This is a genomic window from Mesorhizobium sp. M6A.T.Cr.TU.017.01.1.1 (genome assembly GCF_004023115.1).
GTDB classification, from domain to species: domain Bacteria; phylum Pseudomonadota; class Alphaproteobacteria; order Rhizobiales; family Rhizobiaceae; genus Mesorhizobium; species Mesorhizobium mediterraneum.
In genome coordinates, this window is record NZ_RZTA01000032.1 from 20,993 (window position 1) to 40,519 (window position 19,527).

Here is a 19,527-nt window from a genome sequence, read left to right on the forward strand (position 1 = left end):
ACGGTGATTCTCAAGACATTTATTGGCTGGAACAGGAATGCTGCAGCATGGCTCGAACGCCGTTTTCCCCGAATCTTCGGTGCGCCATCCTACAAGGAAGAACTTGAACGGCGTATCGCTGACGATGTTGCGCGCCTAAGGCCGTCGGCGATCCTCGAAGTCGGCGGGATTGACCGGCCACTCCTCAAGCGGAGTGCTGATTTTACCTATATCGGGCTCGACATCGAGGAGAAGCCAGACTGCTATCGCATCTATGATCGATTTGTCGTCCAGTCGATTGAGCGGCCAGTCGATGTCGAGGCCGGCATGCTGATTTCGATCACATTGATGGAGCATATACCGGACAACAAGGCGGCGGCGCGTTCGATGTTTTTGGCGCTACGGCCGGGGGGCGTGATGCACCACTACATCCCATCGAAATGGCACCCCTATTCGGTGGCATTGCGGCTCGTCGGACCGGTTATGCAAAAATGGCTGATCCCGCACCTTAGGCCGTCTGCCGTCGGTGTTACCGGCTACCCGGCCTTTTTTGACCATTGCTCTCCTTCGGACATGGCGAAGCTGTTTCGCGACCAAGGATTTGAGCGGGTCGACGTCATGTCATTTTACCGCGCCAGCGATTACTTTGCGTTCTTTTTACCCGCCTATCTTTCCGTCGCTCTGTTCGAGAATCTTTGCGCGGCCCTGAACTGGCGCATGTTCTGTTCCGGCTTCGTCATCAGCGCTACAAAACCCACTCACCAGTAAGAACGAGGCCATGCGACTTTTTCAAAATTCTGGGCTCAACCCAAGCTATCGGCCCCGGCTTGCTGACCTCGTCGGGCAGGCCAGGGGATTCGAGCAGCAGAAGGAAGTGTTTCTGAACGATCGCTACGGGGCGGCACACATTCTCTTGCCGATACTCGGGCGTAGCCCGGAGGCATTCTTTACGAACGGCGACGACGAATCACTGCAGCGGGCTTGGGCGCGCGAAAACGGGCTGGGCCAAGATACGCCGCTGGCCGACATTCTGCTTGCTCAGATCGAGCACCACAAGACAGATGTCTTCTACAATCTCGATCCATTTCGCTACGACGCCACCTTTGTGCGCCGCTTGCCAGGACATGTGAAACGAAAGATTGCCTGGCGCGCCGCACCAGGCAAGATTGACTTTTCAGGTTATGATCTCGTGCTTTGCAATTTTCCGTCCATGCGACAACTTTGGGAGGAGCAGGGCGCCAGGACGGCTCACTTTTTCCCCGCTCATGATCCGGAGCTCGATACCGTCGCCGCAAATCGGGACAGGGACATCGATGTCCTGTTCTTCGGTGGTTACAGTCGCCATCACCAGCGCCGGCGGCAGATATTGGAAGCTGTTGCAGGTCTTTCCAGCCGCCGCCGGGTTGTTTTCCATTTGGATCTATCACGCTATACACCGCTGGCCGAAACGCCGCTTGGCTGGTTCGGTCCCCTGAGAGCGGTGCGGCGCCCGCCTGCGATCCGCGAGGTCAGTGCGCCTCCCGTATTCGGTCGCTCTATGTACGCGCAGCTTGGAAGAGCCAAGGTCGTGGTCAACGCCTCAATCGACATGGCAGGCCCTGACCGTGGCAATATGCGCTGTTTCGAAACCTTGGGTGCCGGGGCTCTGCTGGTTTCCGATTCCGGTAACTATCCAGCGCCGATGTACGATGGGCAAACCATGGCAGTTTATGAGCACCCGCAGGACGCATCAGAAAAAATCGCACGGCAATTGGACAGCGGGAACTGGGACGGGATCGGTTGGGCCGGTCACCGCGCAATCCGTGAAGAATACAGCAAGCAGCGACAATTTGAGCGGTTTCTCGAACTGACATAGCGGAGGATTCCGTCGTTTAGCGATCAATAGCGATGGGACGCTCTGTGTGCAGCGGCTATGACCCGAGAGCGGGCTTTTGGGCGACGCGCATTGGGTGGCCAGCGCCAACCCATTGTCTTGACTGGAAGAGACATGGTATCGATCTTGCTGTTTCAAAGGTGCCATTATCGTTATGCATGTCAGCAAACCCGTCCCGATTTACAAGGATTTGTGGGCGTGGAGCTTTGCTCTGGCGCTTGCCGGTTATCCGTTGGTCGGGCTCCTTTCATCTGTGACCGGACGAGAAGATGAGAGGCTTTCGATCGCCTTTCGGCTTCTGGTAGTTTGCCTCTGTGGGCTGTCTTTTTTGTTTTCAGACCGGCAGAAAGCCTGGCGGTTCGGGGACGTATGGTTATTGTCTTTCGTCGGACTTTACCTGCTGAAGCTTGGCATTGACGCTTCCGAGATCGCTAAGGCGAGGGACGATCTTGTATTTGCCATCATCACTTCGATCGTGCCCGCGGCTTTTCTGGGCCTGTCGACGAACAGATGGTCGGAGATCAACGTGGCGTGGGCTCTTTTTGCTGTTGGGGCATTGAGCGTGGCGGGCATCGTTTGGCTTCAATATAGTGGCTCCAATGCCGTGCTGATCGATAGTACGGACCGAGTCCATTTCGCGCGGTTGAACCCTATTTCCATTGGTCACGCCGGTGTGACTACACTTATCGCCTCGTACACGCTGATAAGAATTCCCCAAAGAAAAATTCTGAAGATCGCAATTGTTGCTGTAATCGTCACCTCGGCAGCCGCCATTTATCTGGCTGCTGCTCGCGGTCCGATTGTCGCCTTGGCATGTTGCGCCATTTTGCTTCCCATGCTCCGTCCCAAATTCATGACCATGATGATGTGTCTGTTGTTTCTTACGGGCGCAGTGTTGGTGTTGGCGGTCACGGACATAACGCCGTTGCTGGATAAGTTCCATTTGACGGCGATTGGAAAAGACACTTCAACAACGAGCCGTCTTGGATCGATTGCATTGTCGTGGGAGCTCTTTCAGCAAAACCCATTGTTTGGATACGGGACGCAACTGCCTTTGTACGGATATCCGCACAATATGTTCATGGAGATCCTTCAAGCCATGGGGCTTCTCGGCATGGCGATATTCGTTCCGGTTTTCGTGAAGGTAGCAAAGGCGGTAAAGTTTTTGGCCGACAGGCGCTTGGCGCTCCTGCCGCTTTTGACCACGCAAGCCATCGTCGGAGCCCAATTTTCCGGATCGCTCTGGGGTGCAGCGTTCCTTTGGATTGTCGTTACGGTCATGATCTTCCGCGTCAACGCCATGAGGTCGTTTGATTTGTGGGCACACCGACGCATGATGTCGCGCTCATATGCCCGGTTTGGAGCACCCATCAGGGCCGGATAACCGGACGCCATAGCCCGCTCGAAAACCGGTATGCACCGGACATGAGCCGGCGATACGTTGACCCGCCACTATGGAGCCTTGTCAAGCTCGTTCAGGAATCTCAAGGTAGCTTGCCACCACTCCGCTTTTTCATCCCATTTCGCTGGCCGATAAGGGGAATTGCTGCCGATGGTACCCCATAGAACGATACCGTCAGCCAGCTTCCTGCAAGTGTCCAGTTGGGTATACCAGAGATCGCCTGGCAGAAAGGCCAAGGTCTTATGAAACTGCGGCCACAGAAAGCAGTAGACCGGCTTCCCTTGTGAAATCCTTCGTGCTTCCCCGATATTGGCCCGTGCATAGGCCACCCAGGCGTCCTTGTCGCCGTAAAATGTATACAGGGAGGGAAATAGCGCATCGACATAAGGGACGAGGGCGGACCCGATCTTGGTGTTTTGCTGCTTCCAATCGTCCAGTGCAACGGCGCCCTGGTGGCCGATCGCTCTCCAATGATCCCTGAGCGGCAAGACAGCATAAAGGCCGAGCTTGACGCTCGGGTCTGACTTTCTGAAGGCGCTGAGCGTCTTCTGATATTTCGCGATGGACGACGCTTGATCCGGGCCCTCCAAGGGCCAGCTTTCAATGTCGATATTCAGATATTCGTTACTCCTCGGCATTGCCAGCGCTTGCTGCACTTGGCCAGCGTCGGGAACGTCCGGTCCCAGAACATGAGGGTCCACGATCCTCAGGTACTCGAAGCCGAACGAACGAAAATCGGGCCCGCCGGCGAAGTTCATAGCCTCGAAAAGCCTGAACGGAGCCTGCGTCTGCGCTATCGCCGGCCAAGACGTTAGAAGGCATATTATGCAGAATATTGTCTTGAAAAACATGATGCTCGCTATCCGTAGTCCGCAACGGGTGAGTTTGCGCTTCCGATATTGGCGCGGGTCGAATTCTCGTGATCTGAACTTGACGAGTCTCGAAACGGTAGCTTAGCTGGACGTCTCGAACAACCTCCTAACTAAAGCGTGATCGACGCTGGAAATTATCCGCCTGGGATGGTGGACGGGCGAAGCATGCGGGCCTATGACCGAAGCGCTATCCCACTCGTTAAGCTAAGCCTTGGCGGTGGTCGTCTCGGGCAATCTGAGAAATCTGGCGAGAGAGCGAGATTGTTGTGACCAAGAACATGCCGCCTTACGCAGTTGTCGCCGGAAATCCGGCGCGGATGATCCAGCATTTGGGTTCTCTCGATGCGTGAAGCGGCCATGAATTGGGAAGACGCCGTCCGCTGGTGCATGAGCGAGCCTTCGATGAAAGAGCTCGCCCGCGCCGCCTATTTTGACGATCCGGTTGTGGCCGCACAGCGCTATCACCAAAGCGCGGAGTTCGACGCGGTTCGCAGCATGATCCCGCGCAAGGCGGGCCGTGCTCTCGATCTTGGCGCCGGCAACGGCATTCTCTCCTATGCCTTGGCGCGCGAGGGGTGGTCCGTAACCGCTGTCGAGCCCGATCCGAGCGCACTCGTAGGCGCCGCTGCGATCCGGACTCTTGCCGAAAGGACAGGCACGCCGATCGACGTGATCGAAGCGTTCGGTGAGGCGATCCCGTTATCCGCGGCAGGCTATGATTTGGTCGTCGCACGGCAGGTGCTTCATCACGCCCATGATCTTCCGGCTTTCTGCCGCGAAATGGCGCGTCTCTCTCGCGAAGGCGCGACGATCCTGTCGTTGCGCGACCATGTTGTCTCCGGGCCGCAGCAACTCGAGCCTTTTCTGCGCGCTCACCCGCTTCATCACCTCTATGGTGGAGAGAACGCCTTTACGCTGGCGGCCTACCGCGCTGCAATCCAGGAGGCCGGGCTGACGATCGACCGCGAATTGAACTCATTCCAGTCCGTCGTGAATTATGACCCAATGACACCATCTGAGATTCGCGAGAGGCTCGCCAAAATCTTTGGCCCGTTCTCCCCGGTTGTTCGCCTGGCTCTTTCGCCTGTTCCCTTTGGTGTCGTCGCCAGGGTCGCCGCGTCGGTTGACCGCCGGCCCGGGCGCCTGGTCTCTTTCCTTTGCCATAAGCACGGGAAGGACTGATTTCTTGACACAATCACAAGAGGCTAAGCCTGTCTGGGTGACTGGAGCCGGCGGTTTTATCGGCCTGCACCTCGCTCGTTTCCTTGCTCAAAAGGGCTGCCACGTCATTGGCTTCGGTCGAAAAGAAGCACCCGAGTTTGCTATGGCAACCCACGGCGCCTTTCTTTCGGGCGGGGTGACCGTGGAAACGCTGGATGCGGCTCTGGCGGCGCATGGCCGCCCAGCAGCCGTGTATCATTTGGCGGGTGGCGCAACGGTCGGCCAGTCAATTGCCGATCCCCTGAAGGACTTTGAACAAAGTGTTGTCTCTGCGGCTCGTGTGCTTGATTTCTTGCGCCGCCACGCACCCGATGCACCTGTCGTTCTTGCATCCTCGGCTGCGGTCTATGGCGGCGGGCATGCCGGTTCGATCAGGGTCGACGCGGCGCTCGATCCCTATTCTCCGTATGGCTATCACAAACGCATGGTCGAGGAGCTTGGCCGGTCATATTGTGCCGCATACGGCCAGCCGGTCTCGGTGGCTCGCCTCTTTTCGGTCTATGGCGAAGGATTGCGCAAGCAGCTGCTCTGGGATCTCTGCGGCAGGCTCGCGGCAGGCGAAACCGACATTGTGCTTGGCGGCACGGGTACGGAAATGAGGGATTGGCACCATGTCTCGGATGTCGTGCGTTTGATCCATCGCATTTTGCCTGCCGGCGAACCGCGCTTCGCCATCTATAATGGCGGTGCGGGCGCAGCTGCGTCCGTCAGCACGATTTCCAGCATGATTTTGAAGGCCTGGGGAGGGAACCATCGCCTCTCGTTTTCTGGTGAGTCCCGGCGGGGCGACCCTGTCAATCTGATCTCGGATCCGTCCGGCGTCCCGGAGGGGCTTCAGTTGCAGGTGCCGCTCAGCAAGGGTATTGCAGGCTACGTCGATTGGTATCGCGCCGACGTTCTCGCCGAGCCTGTCGGTCGTCAGCGGCGCGCCGCGCCTTGATTACCGTCGGTTTCACTCTCATCGGCCGCGGAACTTGGTCAGGCGGCGAATCCTATCTACGCAACATGTTGAGCGTTATCGCCTCCGAGCTGCGTGGTAAGGTGCAGGCGAAACTGTTTCTTACACCCGAGCAGCATTCAAGCATTGGCGCGTCCTTCGATCATATGTTGGCTGCACCCGCTATTATTGATGACCGGGTCATGGGCGCCGGGCTCGGCAGGCGAGGGCTGATCGCACTTGCTGGCGGAAGGGATCGTGCCTTCGCGGACCTTGTCGCTGCGCAAGGCATCGATGTTGTGTTTGAAGTCGCCCAGTGGTTCGGGAACCGGTTTCCAGTACCGGTTGTTTCCTGGATCCCGGATTTCCAGCACCGGCGCCTGCCGCAACTCTTTCCGCGTAGCGCCTGGTGGCGCAGGGATCTCGGCTATCGCCTGCAGACGTCCGGAAATCGTACGATAATGCTATCGAGTGGGGATGCGCTGGCGGACTGCGAAACATTCTATCCAGCCTCGCGCAACAAGACCGCTGTCGTGCGTTTCGCTATCGACCTCGATCCCGGTGCCATCCTGGCGCGCGCCGATGAGGCGCGACAGGCACATGGTCTGCCTGCGCGTTTCTTCTTCCTCCCCAACCAGTTTTGGATCCACAAGAACCATAGGCTGGTCATAGAGGCGTTGAGGCATATAGGCCAAATGGGGGCGCTGGACTCCTTGCCGCCGATAATCCTCACGGGGCGCACCACCGATCCGCGCGACCCGACATTGTTCAAGCGCATGATGGAGCTTGCGGAAACGCACCGGCTCGGAAGCCATTTTCGACACCTCGGATTGATTCCCTATGACGATGTCGTCGCCCTGATCGGAGCCGCGGACTATCTCCTGAACCCTTCGCACTTCGAGGGGTGGTCAACCACGGTCGAGGAAGCGAAGTCGCTGGGAACGCCGATGCTGCTGTCCGACATTCCGCTGCATCGCGAGCAGGCGCCGGAATCGCTCTTCTTCGCACCCGATAGTGCAGAAGCGCTGGCGCAGCGACTCCTGGAGGCCGGGCAGCGCCCACGCTTAGCCCGCGATAGTGTCGCCGTGCTGCAGGGTCGGCAACAAATGCGCCGCCGAGACTACGCGGCAGCGCTCCTTGCTTTGTTTGAAAATGTCAGAGGTGTCACCCAATGACCGAACGGATCGTCAGTTTTGTCATGAGCGGCGGCGTTGGCTCACGGCTGTGGCCGCTGTCGCGCGAGGACAATCCCAAGCAGTTCCATGACTTTTCGGGCGATGGCTCGATGCTGGCCAAGACGTTGCGCCGGTTGACGGCGCGGCCGGATGGTGAAACGCCGATTTTCCTGATTGCCTCGGAGCGGCACGCCGACCGCGTCCATGCCGACCTCGCCGGCCTCGACCTTTCCGGCGGCGGCCCCTTGTTCGAGCCGACCGGCCGCAACACTGCCGCCGCCGTTGCCTTGGCGACGCTGCGCACCTTGTCCGAATATGGCGACAGCCTGGTGCTGGTGGTGCCGTCCGATCATGAGATCACTACCGCACGGCAATTCTGGCAGAGCGTGGAAAACGGCGCCGGTGCGGCGCGCGCGGGCCGGCTGGTGGTGTTCGGCATCAAGCCTAGCCAGCCGGAGACCGGCTACGGCTATATCGAGGTCGCCGGCGAGAAGGATGGCATCTGCGATGTCTCGCGTTTTGTCGAGAAACCGGACCTCGCGACCGCGCAAAGCTATCTGGCGGCCGGTAACTTCTACTGGAACACTGGCATCTTCCTGTTTCGTGCCAGCGCCATGCGCGACGCTTTCACGGCTTTCGAGCCCGAGATATGGAATGCCACCGAAATTGCCTACCAGGCAGCGACATCAGATCTTTCCGGTCTCTATATGCCTCTGGAGCTCTACGCCGCCATTCCCTCGACGTCGATCGACTACGCGATCATGGAGCGCGCCAGTCACATCGCCATGGTACCGGCCGGCTTCCGCTGGAACGATCTCGGTTCCTGGCAATCACTGCTCGATGTCGGTCCCTCCGACGAAGAGGGCAACGTCATCGTCGGCGACGTCGTCGCCATCGACTGCGAGAACTCCTACATCCGCAGCGACAGTCGCTTGCTGTCGGCCATCGGCCTGAAGGACGTTGCCATCGTCTCGACCGCCGACGCCACCTTCGTCGCCCCGGTCAGCCGCAGCCAGAACGTCAAGAAGATTGTAGAGCAGCTCGAAAAGAGCGGTCGGCTTGAAACCAGGTTCACGCCCGCCGACGACCGCGTGATCGAAAGCGGCGCTTGGCGGCGCCGCGTTCACCACTGGCTGTTTGAAGAGACGGTGCCGCTATGGTCCACGGTCGGTGTCGACGAGCGCCATGGCGGTTTCCACGAGGCACTCGGCTTTGACGCCACACCGCTGATGAAGCCTAAGCGCATGCGCACCATGGCCAGGCAAGTCTACGCCTTCGCTGTCGCCAAGGCGCGCGGCTGGGATGGGCCCGCCGACAGGTTGATCAGCCACGGCATCGAATTCATGAACAGGAACGGCCGCACCGACAATGGCGGCTGGGTGCGCACGCTTAATGTCGATGGCACGGTCGCCGATGCCACAGAGGATGCCTACGATCATTCCTGCGTGCTCCTTGCGCTGGCGCATGCCCATATGGTCGGCAATGCCGATGCATTGCGGCTTGGCGAAGAAACGTTTTCGTTTCTCGACGCGCATCTCGAGGATCACCGCATGACCGGCTTTCTCGAAACGTCGAGCGGCGCGGGCGAACGCCGCTCCAACCCACACATGCATCTGCTCGAGGCTTTCCTGGCCTGGCATCAAGCGACCGGCGATCTCGCCTATCTTCGCCGCGCCGCGCGCATCGTCGATCTGTTTCGCAGCCATTTCTTCGATCCGGAAAGCTGGACGTTGGGCGAATATTTCGACGCCGAGTGGAGCCCGGCGGAGGGCGAGAAAGGCGGATGGACGGAACCCGGCCACCATTTCGAATGGGCTTCGCTGCTGGTCGACTTCGCAGGGCGCACCGGCCAGAGCGAACTAACCAGCTTTGCCAGAAAGCTCTATGCCTCGGCCATCGCCAACGGCCTCAATCGCGCCACCGGCCTCGCCTATGGCGCCGTCTCGCGGCAAGGCCTGCCGCTCGACCTTGTCTCGCGCAGTTGGCCGCAGGCCGAAGCAATCAAAGCAGCGATTGCACTGGACGGTTCGGGCGGTCCCGACCTCAAGCCGGAGATCGAAGCACGTGTCGGTCGCCTGTTCCGTTGGCACATCAATCCGGCGCCGCTCGGCCTGTGGATAGACCGCATCGACGAGCGGGGGCGCTCGCTGGCGAGCGATGTACCGGCAAGCATCTTCTACCATCTGGTCTGTGCGCTGACCCAGTATCTCGACAGCACGGTCGGCGAATCTCGGTAGAGCGATTGACGGAGAGACGCGTGCTTGGCCACGGCGGGAGTGAGAATTTTTGTCGTTCAAGAAAATAGGCTTGCTGGCACTCGTTGCCTTGGCGTTTGCGATTGGCTTCTTTGCCATCATCGTGAAAAAAGGGACGCCTGTTCGTTCGCAACCCCCTAGGCCGCAAGCGGCGCTTGAGCCGTTTGATGGCAAGCTTTCCATCCAGGCGGTCGATGATCTTCGCGTCGGTGGCCGCAAGATTGTGTTGTGCGGCGTGGCGTTTACCAAGCCGCGATCTATGCGTGCGATGGTAACGGAGGCGGCGCGCCGGGATTACCAAGGGCTCGCCCTGACCTGCAAACCGGTCGGCACGGGGACGCCTTGCGACGGCAATGTCGCCTCAAAGTTTGGTGATGCCATCGTTGTGCAATGCCTCACGTCCGATGGCACGGATTTGGCGGCGAAGCTTGCCGAGAACGGCATCTTGTGCGGTCAGCCTGCGCAGGCAGGTCCGATCTACAAATCTTGCTTGTCGGGTTCGTAGCTCACGGGTTCCCTAACTGCCCCTCGCATTCCCATGGATCGCGACTGTCATAAAACGAAAGGCAGGATGCGCGATGACGCCCCCAAGTCAAACAGAGTCGACTCATAATCCCTGTACGAAGCACGGCGCGATTGGCGGTCATCAGGGCCCAAGAAATAGACCTGACTTTCCGACAATTTCCAGATGGGCCGGCGCTAAAATGCTAAATTCAAATCTGCCACGTGAGTGTGTCCGATGAAACACAGCGGAACCAAAAAGTCATCTCGCACCTGCGAAGCAGGTTGGAATCAAAGCAAAAAGCTGTTACGCGCTTGTTCAATACCTTGGTACTTGGGCGGGACGAGGTACGGCGGGAAAAAAGGATCGAAACGAATGAACCTTACTGTAAAAATTGCGTTGGCCGGATTTGTCGCCTCAATCGGCTTCGGCTCGGTTTCGTCTTTCGCTCAGGACACGCCATGCACCTGTACGACCCCTTACCAGGGAGCGGCGAATTCGATTGGTTCCATCGGGCACGCCAATGGTGACGTAATGGTTTCGCAAGCCGCCGGCTATGGCCCGGCCAAAGCTGGAAATGCGCTGGATTTCGGCAGCCGCGTAGTGGTCGGAGCCAAGGGATCGGCTTCCGTCAAGGTCGGTGGCTGCAACCTAGATGTGCCGGCTAATTCAAGCCTCGACATTTCTCGTGTCGAGAACAATATCTGCCTGAAAGTTGTGGGCTCTGAGCAGACGGCAGCCGCCGTTAGCTCTGAGTATACGGGTCAGATTCCCCCGGGCGGCAACCGGTCCAACACTCCGCTATTCATTTTCGGTGGTATGGCTGCCGCCGCCGGTATTCTGGCTGCAACGCAGGATGACGACGACGGCGTGAGCCGTTAGGCGCAACAGGACAATCGCAGCAAAGGCATGTGACTGCCTCTGCTGCGATTGTGTCGCCGGTGCCCTCTGTGCCTTGGGCTTAGCGCGCCGGCTGGAGCCGGGGTATTGATGAAACTCGTCAACCATACCGCTCTATTGCTTGAGTTGGAGCTGGGTGCGGTTCGTCTTGGGCGAACTCGCACCGTGACAGGTGGCGCGGCAACGCTGATCATTCGCTTGCACGATGACGGCAGCGCCGTCGGCGAATAGCTTGAATCTGGCAGCTAAAGCATTGCATGAATTTGATAAATGCGTCATTCGCTATCGTGCGGGTGGCGCATTTGCCTATTATCCGGGAGAAAATGTCACGTTGCTTCAGTGCGGCCACAAACGTCAATGATCGACCTGCATTCCCATATCTTGCCCGGTCTTGATGACGGCTCGCGCAGTCTTGCTGAATCGCTGGAAATGGCGCGGCTGGCCGTGGCAGACGGAACGACCCATATGGCGTGCACGCCTCATATCGTGCCAGGCATGTATGAAAACGGATCAGCAAATATTGCCCGAGCTGTTCAAGGGCTGGAGCAGGCGCTGCGCCGGGCCGAAATACCGCTCGCTCTTTATGTCGGCGCCGACGTTCATGTAGCGCCCGATCTTCCGGAGCAATTGGCTCTCGGCGATGTGCCGACGTTAAACAGGTCTCGCTATTTTCTATTCGAACCGCCGCATCACGTTTTACCGCCAAGGCTGGAAGATCTTGCTCTACGTCTCGTAAATGCCGGGTTCGTCCCGATTCTTACCCATCCTGAGCGGCTGACCTGGATCAAGGCAAATTACGACGTTGTCGAGAGGTTGAATGCAATGGGCTGCCTTGTTCAGCTTACGGCAGACTCGATTGTTGGTGCTTTTGGGCGCACGGCACTTTACTATTCGGAAAAGCTGATTGACGAAGGCAGGGTAGATATTATCGCATCCGACACTCATGGCGCCACTCGCCGGCGTCCTGGGCTCTCGCAGGCAGTCGCTGCTGCCGCGAAGCGATGTGGGGAAGATGAGGCCCGCAATATGGTGTTCAAACGTCCAGGCGAAATATTGGCGAATCGGCACCTCGAGCCGGTCGGAAAGGCACACGCAAAAAAACCAAGCCCCGGCAACGTCGGTCGCTTTGCGGGATTGGGTCGCTTGTTGAAGGGTGGGACGGCGTGATGGGCGTTTTTCATTTCGCAAAAGGCTGTATGGGCACGATGTGTGTCTTGCTCGCTTCGCTCACGATGTCTGCCTGCACAAGCACCTCGTCAACGACACCGGCTTCGGTCGATGCGCTGCAATTGACTTCAACCTCTGCGCCGCTTTCGGGCGGCGGTGCCCTGCAGGTCGTAAAGGACCTGCCTGCGCCGCAAAACACCCAGAACGGCAGCGAGCAGCCTTTGTCTCCGAACGACGTGCTCGAGGTGAATGTGTTCCAGGTCGACAATCTGAACAGAACCGTTCAAGTCGACGCCGGCGGGCAAATTTCGCTTCCACTTATCGGCACCGTCGCCGCGGCGGGAAAGACCGTCCGTCAGTTGGAGCAGGAAATCGAAACGGCATACGGCGCCAACTATCTGCAGTCGCCCGATGTGTCGGTTTTCGTCAAGGAATCGATCGGACAGCGCATTACCGTCGACGGCGAAGTTGCCAGGGCCGGTATCTTTCCGGTATCGAGCAATTCTTCTCTCATCGATGCGATCGCCCTTGCCGGAGGGTTTAATAATGTTGGAGATGCAAAAAAGGTCTTTGTCTACCGCACTATTGGCCCAAACACGTTGGTCGCAAATTACAATGTGGAGGAGATTCGTGCTGGCAAGAGCCGCAATCCACGCATCTACGGTGGTGACAAGGTTGTCGTCTTCGCCTCGAAATCGAAAATTGCGATGAACAATCTCAAAGACGCTCTCGGAGTTGCATCAAGCGCAGCGAGACTTGCGGTGGTCCCGGGACTATAAATTGCAGCTGGTCGGAATTTTCGGAACACAGACAAACCCCAGGATCATGTCGCACCATGCTCGATCGTAACAGACAGCATCAAATTGCAGGCCCAGGACACGGCCAAGCCCTGTCCGCCGACCTGTATTATGACGGCGCGCAAAACTATAGCCCCTACGGCCGCGATTACTCGGAGCAGGACGAGGGCTTCAATCCGCTCAAGCTGCTTTTTTACGTTGTCCAGTATCGGTGGCTGATCGTCATGATGGTAGCCGGCGGGCTTGTCGCCGGCGTCATCGTTACCATGATGCAGACGCCAAAATATCGGGCAACAGCACAATTGGAAGTGCTGGTTCCTTCGGCCAAGGTCTTCAAGGACATTGAAGTGGTTTCTGAAGCCAGCGACGCCTATCTGGTCTTTGAAACCGCCCGGGAAAAGCTGAAAAGCCGGGCTTTGGCGCAGCGCGTGGTTTTCAAACTAGGGCTTAGCGAAAAGCCGGATTTCCTGTTTCCGACCCCGAACTTCTCGCTTAGCAATATTTTCTATCGTGCGTTCGGAATTTCCAAATCGCCTTCCATTGAAGAGACAACCCCGGAGGAACGTGAGCAGATTGCAATCGGTCGCGTTCGAGGTGACCTCACAGTCAATTTGGTCCCCAACACCAGCCTGCTGTCGATTACGTTTGCCGACCAGAAACCGAAATATGCAAGTGATATAGCCAATCAGGTTGCGCAGAGTTTTATCGACCAGCGCCTCGATCAGACCAGCGAAACCTCAGACCTGGCACGGCAATTCATTCAGGAACAGGTTTTGCAGGTCAAGCAAAAGCTGCAGAAGTCGGAGGAGGAACTCGTCGCTTACGCAAAGGATGTTGGCATCACCATAACCGGCGACGAAAAGTCGCTGATTGGATCGAACATCGAGGCTTTGAACACGGCGCTCGCGACAGCAATCCAGGAACGTCTCGATGCCGGCCGGGTGGTGGAACAAATCGACAAAGGTCGCGGCGCAAGCCTTGGCCCGGTCTTGGAAAGCGAAGGTCTGCAGAAGCTCAGCGATAAACTGGCCGATTTGACCAGCCAGTATCAACAAAAATTGGGCATATTGAAACCCGGTTTTCCGGAAATGCAGCAGCTTCAGTCGCAGATCAAGGAGCTGCAACGGCTTTATAACAATGGCGTTTTGACTATAACCGATTCGCTGCGACAGAAATACCAGGAAGCTCAGAACAAGGAAGCCGACCTTAAGTCAAAGCTCGCCGAGATGGAGATGCAGCAGGTTATCTTCAACGACAAAAATATCAAATACACGATCCTGAAGCGCGAGGTTGATTCCAATAGGTCTCAGTATGACAGCCTTATTACCAAGCTGAACGAGGTTGGCGTCAGCTCAGAGCTCAAGTCACAAAGTGCCGCAATCGTGGATTTCGCAACACAGCCTGGCAGCCCTTATTCTCCACGATTGACAATTAGTCTTGCAATCGCTCTGTTTCTTTTCATGGCTCTGAGCGCGTCAATTATCTATATCATCGAGTTGTTGAACAACACCTTCACCAATCCTGAGCAGGTCGAAAAGGAATTGGGATTGGCGATGCTCGGCATCTTGCCGCTTGTCGATGACCGGGAACTCATAGCCAGCATCGCCGATCAGAAATCCGGACTATCCGAAGCCTACCGTTCGCTTCGAACGTCGTTGCAGTTCTCCGGCGCCGAAGGTGCGCCGCGATCGCTGCTGGTCACGAGTTCGGAACCCTCGGAAGGCAAGTCGACCACCTCGTTCAAGCTCGGGCAGGATTTTGCGGCGCTCGGTGCAAGGGTTCTCATTGTCGACGGCGATCTTCGAAAGCCCAATCTTCATCGGCTGTTTGGTCTCGACAACACAATCGGACTGAGCAACCTCCTGACGAACACCGTCCGCAAGGAAGATCTGGCAAGCATTTTCAGGGCGACGAAATATCCTAATGTGACCGTTCTGACCTCTGGAACGATCCCGCCGAACCCCGCTGACCTGCTTTCTTCACCGAAGATGGCACTGATCATCACGAATCTCGGCAAGCGCTTCGATCTTGTCATAATCGATGCCCCACCGGTCGTCGGCCTTTCAGATGCGCCCATCCTCAGCCGGCTTGCCGAGGGCACATTGATGGTCATCTCTACCAATCAGGTGACGCGCAAGTCGGCGAAGACGGCGTTGAAACGCCTGCGAGCTGCCGGCGCGAACGTGGTCGGAGCGGCGATGTCGAAGTTTGCAGTGAACAAGTTCGATTACAACTACGGCTACAAGTATATGAACTATCAGTATTACGACTACGGCACGGGTACCCCGAAAATTGAGGGCAAAGTCGATGACGGAGCAGACCAGCCCGCTTATGCAAAATCTCCGGCGTTCAGGCGTTTGGTTCGTCGCATCCGTTCTGGTGTTGGCGGCTTCGTCGATCGGGCTAAGTCGATTTCTTGAAACCGAAACGCCAACCGTTTCCCTTGCGCTGGATCCGCTGAACGTCAATGCCCTGATAGGCGAAATTACCAACGACCTGAACGATACAAGCACCGCTCCCGATCTCGACGCATTGCTTGCCAAGGCCGAAAGCGCGCTTCGCTTTGACCTTGCGGACGCACGTCTCTACAGCCTGATCGGCGAGATCAAGTACCGACAAGGTGACAAAGTCCAAGCCTATGAATTTTTCGATCAGGCTCGAAATTTATCCAAGACTGAAATCCACGCGCTCCAGAGGTCGATCGGCCGCTCGATCGAAACAGGCGATCTGTCAAAGGCTGTTGGCGAGATCGATATTTTGCTGCGGCGATGGCCAGATCAATTTCCGGCGATCGCCGAGGGGCTGCCGACAATCCTCTCGAACCCCGATGGATACCAGGCTGTACTGGCGGCCATCAGGGCCGCGCCGCCCTGGAGAGCCAAGCTGTTGGTCGAGCTGGGCAAAACGCCCGACGGGCTCGATTTCGCAAATCGGCTGCTGCTCGATTTGATTGGGTCAAGCGTGCCACCAAACTCAAGCGAATTGTCCTATGTGATCTCCGGCCATATTCGACAGAAAGAATATGAACAAGCGTATCGGTTGTTTCTTTTCAGCCTGTCCGATCAAGAACGAAAGCTGGGCGGGTACATTTTCAACAGCACATTTGAGCCTGTGTCCAGCGGTAAGCCTTTTGACTGGCAGGTCGGCAATCAGTCGGGCCTGGAAGTTACGTTTCTATCATCTCAAGATGCGGTCGAAGGTGAGGGTGGAGCGACGGTCCGCTTCCTAAACACGCCCGTCAAGAACACAGCTCTTCAGCAATATATAGAACTGCCTCCAGGCTCCTATAAAATTTCTCTCGCTGCGTCTGCGAGAAACTTGAAGCTGCCAAAGGAGTTGTTCTGGTCGATCAGATGTGTGGGGCCGACCGGCGAAATAGCGCGTCTCAATATTCCGGAGGGTACATACAACCGCCAAGCGCTCAGTCAGGATTTTTCGGTTGGACCGGCTGGGTGCCCCATGCAATTGTTGAAGCTGGAAACTGCCGCCATCGCCGAGAGCTGGCGCTTTCGATATGTCGGTACGTTGATAATGCACAAATTGAGCATCGAGAGACTTTCATCTTGAGCGACCGGCCATCGGAATGGGATAAATATCTCCTCGGATCGGTTCTGTTTATATCGCTTTTGTTCGGCGGTGGCACTGCAAACGGCCTCTATACGGACACGCTGATTGAGATCGCGGCAATTGTCTCGGCGGCGGCTGTCTTTTCACAGACCTCTGGCCAGAGGGTCCCCCATTCTGTTCTGTGGCTGCTTATCTTCGCTGTGGCGTTGGTGATTTTGCAAATTGTCCCGCTGCCTGCGGCGATTTTCAGTGGATTGCGACCAGAGCTGTTGCTCGCAGATTCCGGGCTGGTTGGAGAAACTCGTTTTCGCTTCGTCAGCGTCGGAGTTGGACGGACGATTGAATGTCTGTTGTATCTGGTGGCGGCGGCGGCATTTTTTTTGAGCGTATTGCGTTTGCGCGTCGAGCAGGTGCACGGGCTTCTGCCGTTCTTTTTTATGGGTGTTATCTGTAACGGCTTGGCAGGCGCGATTCAATATTCGCTCTCCGACGACATCGCCATAGAGGGATTGTTGCCTTTCACGATCAACGCCGGGCTTTTTGCCAACGAGAATCATTTTGCGGCATTACTTTTTGTTTCTATCCCCTTCGTCGTTTATTATGGTCTGTTCCGCGGACATCTTTTGTCCGGATCGCTCGGGCTGGTCACGCTTTTGCTGCTTCTTTTGGCCGCCGGTTCGCGCGCCGGTGTTCTGATTGGACTGGCGATCACCGTACTGTCCATCGTCTTTCTTTCAGCGCGTTCCAAGGCGAGTGGATTCGGCATCCTGCTGATTTTCATTGCGCTTTCGGTCTACACCATGGGCGCGTGGACAAAGATCGATGCCGAGGCGGTTGATCCGGATTTCGGGCGAGGAGAATTTGCGCGTACCACTGTCGAAGGAATCAAAGAGAATTGGGCTACTGGCGTTGGGTTTGGGAATTTTCAAAAGGCTTATCAGATATACGAAAAAGAAGAGATGATTTTTAAGCAATACGTCAATCACGCCCATAATGAGTATCTTGAAATAGCCTTCGAAGGTGGAGCTCTCGCCATTCTGCTGATGGTGCTTTATTTCGTAATTCTTTTGATGGCGTTTACTAGAATTCGCCGCGACCCACTTCAAAAGGCGGCGTTTCTCTCGGTGTCTTTTCTTCTCATCCATTCACTGGTTGATTATCCGTTGCGGACCGAAGCGCTTGCAATGACGTTTGCCTTTATGAACGCCATCATCTTCCATAAGGGATTTTCAGACCGTTTGGCCCAGAAGAACGAATTGATCGAGATCGACCACAACGGTGACAAATTGTTTGTTCCAATCGAAACTTCGTCCCAACGTAAGCCAAGATTGACAAGCCGCCGCGTGAAACATAAGCACGAACGCGCGAAACATAAACACGAATAAGTTGCGTCGGCTGGGGAGCGAAGGCGGTTTTTAGGAGAGCTTGTTGAAAGGCATTATCTTGGCTGGGGGCAGCGGAACCCGGCTCTATCCGCTGACACTGGCGGTCTCTAAGCAAATCCTGCCGATATACGACAAGCCGATGATCTACTATCCGCTGAGCGTCCTGATGCTGGCGGGAATCCGCGAGGTTCTGGTCATCTCGACCCCGCGCGACCTGCCGGTTTTTCGGGATCTGCTCGGCGACGGCTCAGAGTTCGGGCTTGATCTGTCCTATGCTGAGCAGCCGCATCCCAACGGCCTTGCTGAAGCCTTCATCATTGGCCGTGACTTCATCGGCAATGACAGCGTCTCGATGATCCTCGGCGATAACATCTATTTCGGCGAAGGGCTGTCGCAGCTCTGCCGCACGGCAGCTTCGCGCAAAAGCGGCGCCTCGGTGTTCGCCTACCATGTCGAGGATCCGCAACGCTATGGCGTGGTTTCGTTCGACAAGATCAGCGGCTCCGCTTTGACGATCGAGGAAAAACCGCAGGCACCGAAGTCGAATTGGGCCATCACCGGCCTCTATTTTTACGACAATGATGTCGTGAATATAGCCCCGACGATCCGACCTTCGGAGCGTGGCGAGCTCGAGATCACGGCGGTCAACAACGTATACCTGGAACGCGGGCAGTTGCAGGTTCACCAACTCGGCCGCGGCTATGCGTGGCTCGACACCGGCACCCATGACAGCCTGCATGAAGCCTCTTCCTTCGTGCGCACGATCGAGCATCGTCAAGGTATCAAGGTTGCCTGCCCGGAAGAAATCGCCTTCGAGCAGGGCTGGCTGACGGCGGACAAGGTTCTGCAGCGCGCCACCCGCCTGGGAAAGAATGAATATGCCGCCTATTTGCGCAAGCGCGTCATCGAGTTGACGGAGAACTAGGTGTTGGAGATCAGGCCCCTCGGCCTCGACGGCGTGCTGGAGATCATCCCGAAGCGGTTCGGCGACACGCGGGGGTTCTTTGTCGAGACCTACAACGTCGAGCGGTTTTCAGACGCCGGTATCGATCTGCGTTTCGTGCAGGACAACCACTCCTATTCCGCTGCCGCGGGTGTGTTGAGGGGGCTTCACTATCAGCTTCCCCCGCGTGCCCAGGACAAGCTGCTGCGCGTTATCCGCGGCAGGATTCTTGACGTTGCGGTCGATATTCGCCGCAGTTCGAAGACATTCGGAAAATGGGTGGCCCTCGATATCTCCGCCGAAAAAGGCAATCAAATTTTGGTGCCGCAAGGCTTTGCGCACGGTTTCGTCACGCTCGTGCCGGACACCGAGGTGCTGTATAAGGTCACCGACACCTATTCGCCGGAACATGACCGATCGATCCGTTTCGACGATCCCGCCATCGGCGTCGAATGGCCATCGCTATCAGGCGGATTTCAACTTTCGGACAAGGACCTCAAGGCGCCGCCGCTCGCCGCCGCCGAGGTGTTTGTGTGAAAGACGTTTACGTGA

Annotated in this window: 19 protein-coding genes; 18 read left to right on the forward strand and 1 reads right to left on the reverse strand. The window is 57.0% G+C overall.

Annotated elements, in window-relative coordinates; all coding sequences use genetic code 11:
- Positions 1 to 3: 3 nt before the first annotated feature.
- The 3 genes from EOB36_RS12900 to EOB36_RS12910 all read left to right on the forward strand — a co-directional run bounded on the left by EOB36_RS12900 (position 4) and on the right by EOB36_RS12910 (position 3,236).
- Complete coding sequence (locus EOB36_RS12900; RefSeq protein ID WP_095486131.1) at positions 4 to 747, forward strand: methyltransferase domain-containing protein; 744 nt, start codon at positions 4 to 6, stop codon at positions 745 to 747.
- Positions 748 to 757: 10 nt separating this feature from the next.
- Positions 758 to 1,834 (forward strand): glycosyltransferase, encoded by a 1,077-nt coding sequence (locus EOB36_RS12905; protein WP_095486130.1) that lies wholly within the window; start codon positions 758 to 760, stop codon positions 1,832 to 1,834.
- A 172-nt stretch (positions 1,835 to 2,006) separates the two neighbouring features.
- Positions 2,007 to 3,236 carry an O-antigen ligase family protein gene (locus tag EOB36_RS12910; protein WP_127204428.1) on the forward strand — a complete coding sequence of 410 codons (1,230 nt, stop codon included), beginning with the start codon at positions 2,007 to 2,009 and terminating at the stop codon, positions 3,234 to 3,236.
- A gap of 68 nt (positions 3,237 to 3,304) precedes the next feature.
- Here the strand turns inward: EOB36_RS12910 and EOB36_RS12915 are convergent, their stop codons facing one another.
- Entirely contained in the window at positions 3,305 to 4,012 is a 708-nt protein-coding gene (locus EOB36_RS12915) for a hypothetical protein (protein ID WP_164547024.1), read from the reverse strand.
- A gap of 456 nt (positions 4,013 to 4,468) precedes the next feature.
- Between EOB36_RS12915 and EOB36_RS12920 the strand changes: the two genes are divergently transcribed.
- From EOB36_RS12920 to rfbC, 15 genes are all read left to right on the forward strand, one after another.
- Positions 4,469 to 5,308, forward strand: coding sequence for a class I SAM-dependent methyltransferase (locus EOB36_RS12920; protein ID WP_128284982.1), 840 nt, complete (start codon positions 4,469 to 4,471; stop codon positions 5,306 to 5,308).
- Entirely contained in the window at positions 5,250 to 6,287 is a 1,038-nt protein-coding gene (locus EOB36_RS12925; RefSeq protein WP_158302599.1) for an SDR family oxidoreductase, read from the forward strand. Before EOB36_RS12920 ends, EOB36_RS12925 begins: the two co-directional genes overlap by 59 nt.
- The gene (locus EOB36_RS12930; RefSeq protein WP_126103186.1) at positions 6,284 to 7,459 is read left to right on the forward strand and encodes a glycosyltransferase family 1 protein; all 1,176 of its coding nucleotides are present in this window, start codon (positions 6,284 to 6,286) and stop codon (positions 7,457 to 7,459) included. Before EOB36_RS12925 ends, EOB36_RS12930 begins: the two co-directional genes overlap by 4 nt.
- Positions 7,456 to 9,696 carry a mannose-1-phosphate guanylyltransferase/mannose-6-phosphate isomerase gene (locus EOB36_RS12935; protein ID WP_095486124.1) on the forward strand — a complete coding sequence of 747 codons (2,241 nt, stop codon included), beginning with the start codon at positions 7,456 to 7,458 and terminating at the stop codon, positions 9,694 to 9,696. The genes EOB36_RS12930 and EOB36_RS12935 overlap by 4 nt, the downstream gene beginning before the upstream one ends.
- Positions 9,697 to 9,745: 49 nt before the next feature.
- Complete coding sequence (locus EOB36_RS12940; RefSeq protein ID WP_095486123.1) at positions 9,746 to 10,219, forward strand: hypothetical protein; 474 nt, start codon at positions 9,746 to 9,748, stop codon at positions 10,217 to 10,219.
- 372 nt (positions 10,220 to 10,591) lie between these two features.
- Positions 10,592 to 11,098 (forward strand): hypothetical protein, encoded by a 507-nt coding sequence (locus EOB36_RS12945; protein ID WP_095486122.1) that lies wholly within the window; start codon positions 10,592 to 10,594, stop codon positions 11,096 to 11,098.
- A 108-nt stretch (positions 11,099 to 11,206) separates the two neighbouring features.
- Positions 11,207 to 11,347, forward strand: coding sequence for a hypothetical protein (locus tag EOB36_RS34370; RefSeq protein WP_158302598.1), 141 nt, complete (start codon positions 11,207 to 11,209; stop codon positions 11,345 to 11,347).
- 1 nt (position 11,348) lies between these two features.
- Positions 11,349 to 11,477, forward strand: coding sequence for a hypothetical protein (locus EOB36_RS35740; RefSeq protein WP_280953374.1), 129 nt, complete (start codon positions 11,349 to 11,351; stop codon positions 11,475 to 11,477).
- The gene (locus EOB36_RS12950; protein WP_095486121.1) at positions 11,474 to 12,283 is read left to right on the forward strand and encodes a CpsB/CapC family capsule biosynthesis tyrosine phosphatase; all 810 of its coding nucleotides are present in this window, start codon (positions 11,474 to 11,476) and stop codon (positions 12,281 to 12,283) included. Before EOB36_RS35740 ends, EOB36_RS12950 begins: the two co-directional genes overlap by 4 nt.
- Positions 12,283 to 13,062, forward strand: coding sequence for a polysaccharide biosynthesis/export family protein (locus EOB36_RS12955; protein ID WP_095486120.1), 780 nt, complete (start codon positions 12,283 to 12,285; stop codon positions 13,060 to 13,062). Before EOB36_RS12950 ends, EOB36_RS12955 begins: the two co-directional genes overlap by 1 nt.
- Before the next feature lie 56 nt (positions 13,063 to 13,118).
- Positions 13,119 to 15,500 carry a polysaccharide biosynthesis tyrosine autokinase gene (locus tag EOB36_RS12960; RefSeq protein ID WP_128284983.1) on the forward strand — a complete coding sequence of 794 codons (2,382 nt, stop codon included), beginning with the start codon at positions 13,119 to 13,121 and terminating at the stop codon, positions 15,498 to 15,500.
- Positions 15,388 to 16,647 carry a hypothetical protein gene (locus EOB36_RS12965; RefSeq protein WP_164547022.1) on the forward strand — a complete coding sequence of 420 codons (1,260 nt, stop codon included), beginning with the start codon at positions 15,388 to 15,390 and terminating at the stop codon, positions 16,645 to 16,647. Before EOB36_RS12960 ends, EOB36_RS12965 begins: the two co-directional genes overlap by 113 nt.
- Positions 16,644 to 18,032, forward strand: a complete 1,389-nt coding sequence (locus EOB36_RS12970) for an O-antigen ligase family protein (RefSeq protein ID WP_126103182.1) — start codon at positions 16,644 to 16,646, stop codon at positions 18,030 to 18,032. The genes EOB36_RS12965 and EOB36_RS12970 overlap by 4 nt, the downstream gene beginning before the upstream one ends.
- A gap of 43 nt (positions 18,033 to 18,075) precedes the next feature.
- The gene (rfbA, locus tag EOB36_RS12975; protein WP_126103181.1) at positions 18,076 to 18,957 is read left to right on the forward strand and encodes a glucose-1-phosphate thymidylyltransferase RfbA; all 882 of its coding nucleotides are present in this window, start codon (positions 18,076 to 18,078) and stop codon (positions 18,955 to 18,957) included.
- Entirely contained in the window at positions 18,958 to 19,512 is a 555-nt protein-coding gene (gene rfbC, locus EOB36_RS12980) for a dTDP-4-dehydrorhamnose 3,5-epimerase (RefSeq protein WP_095486116.1), read from the forward strand.
- Positions 19,513 to 19,527 lie beyond the last annotated feature (15 nt).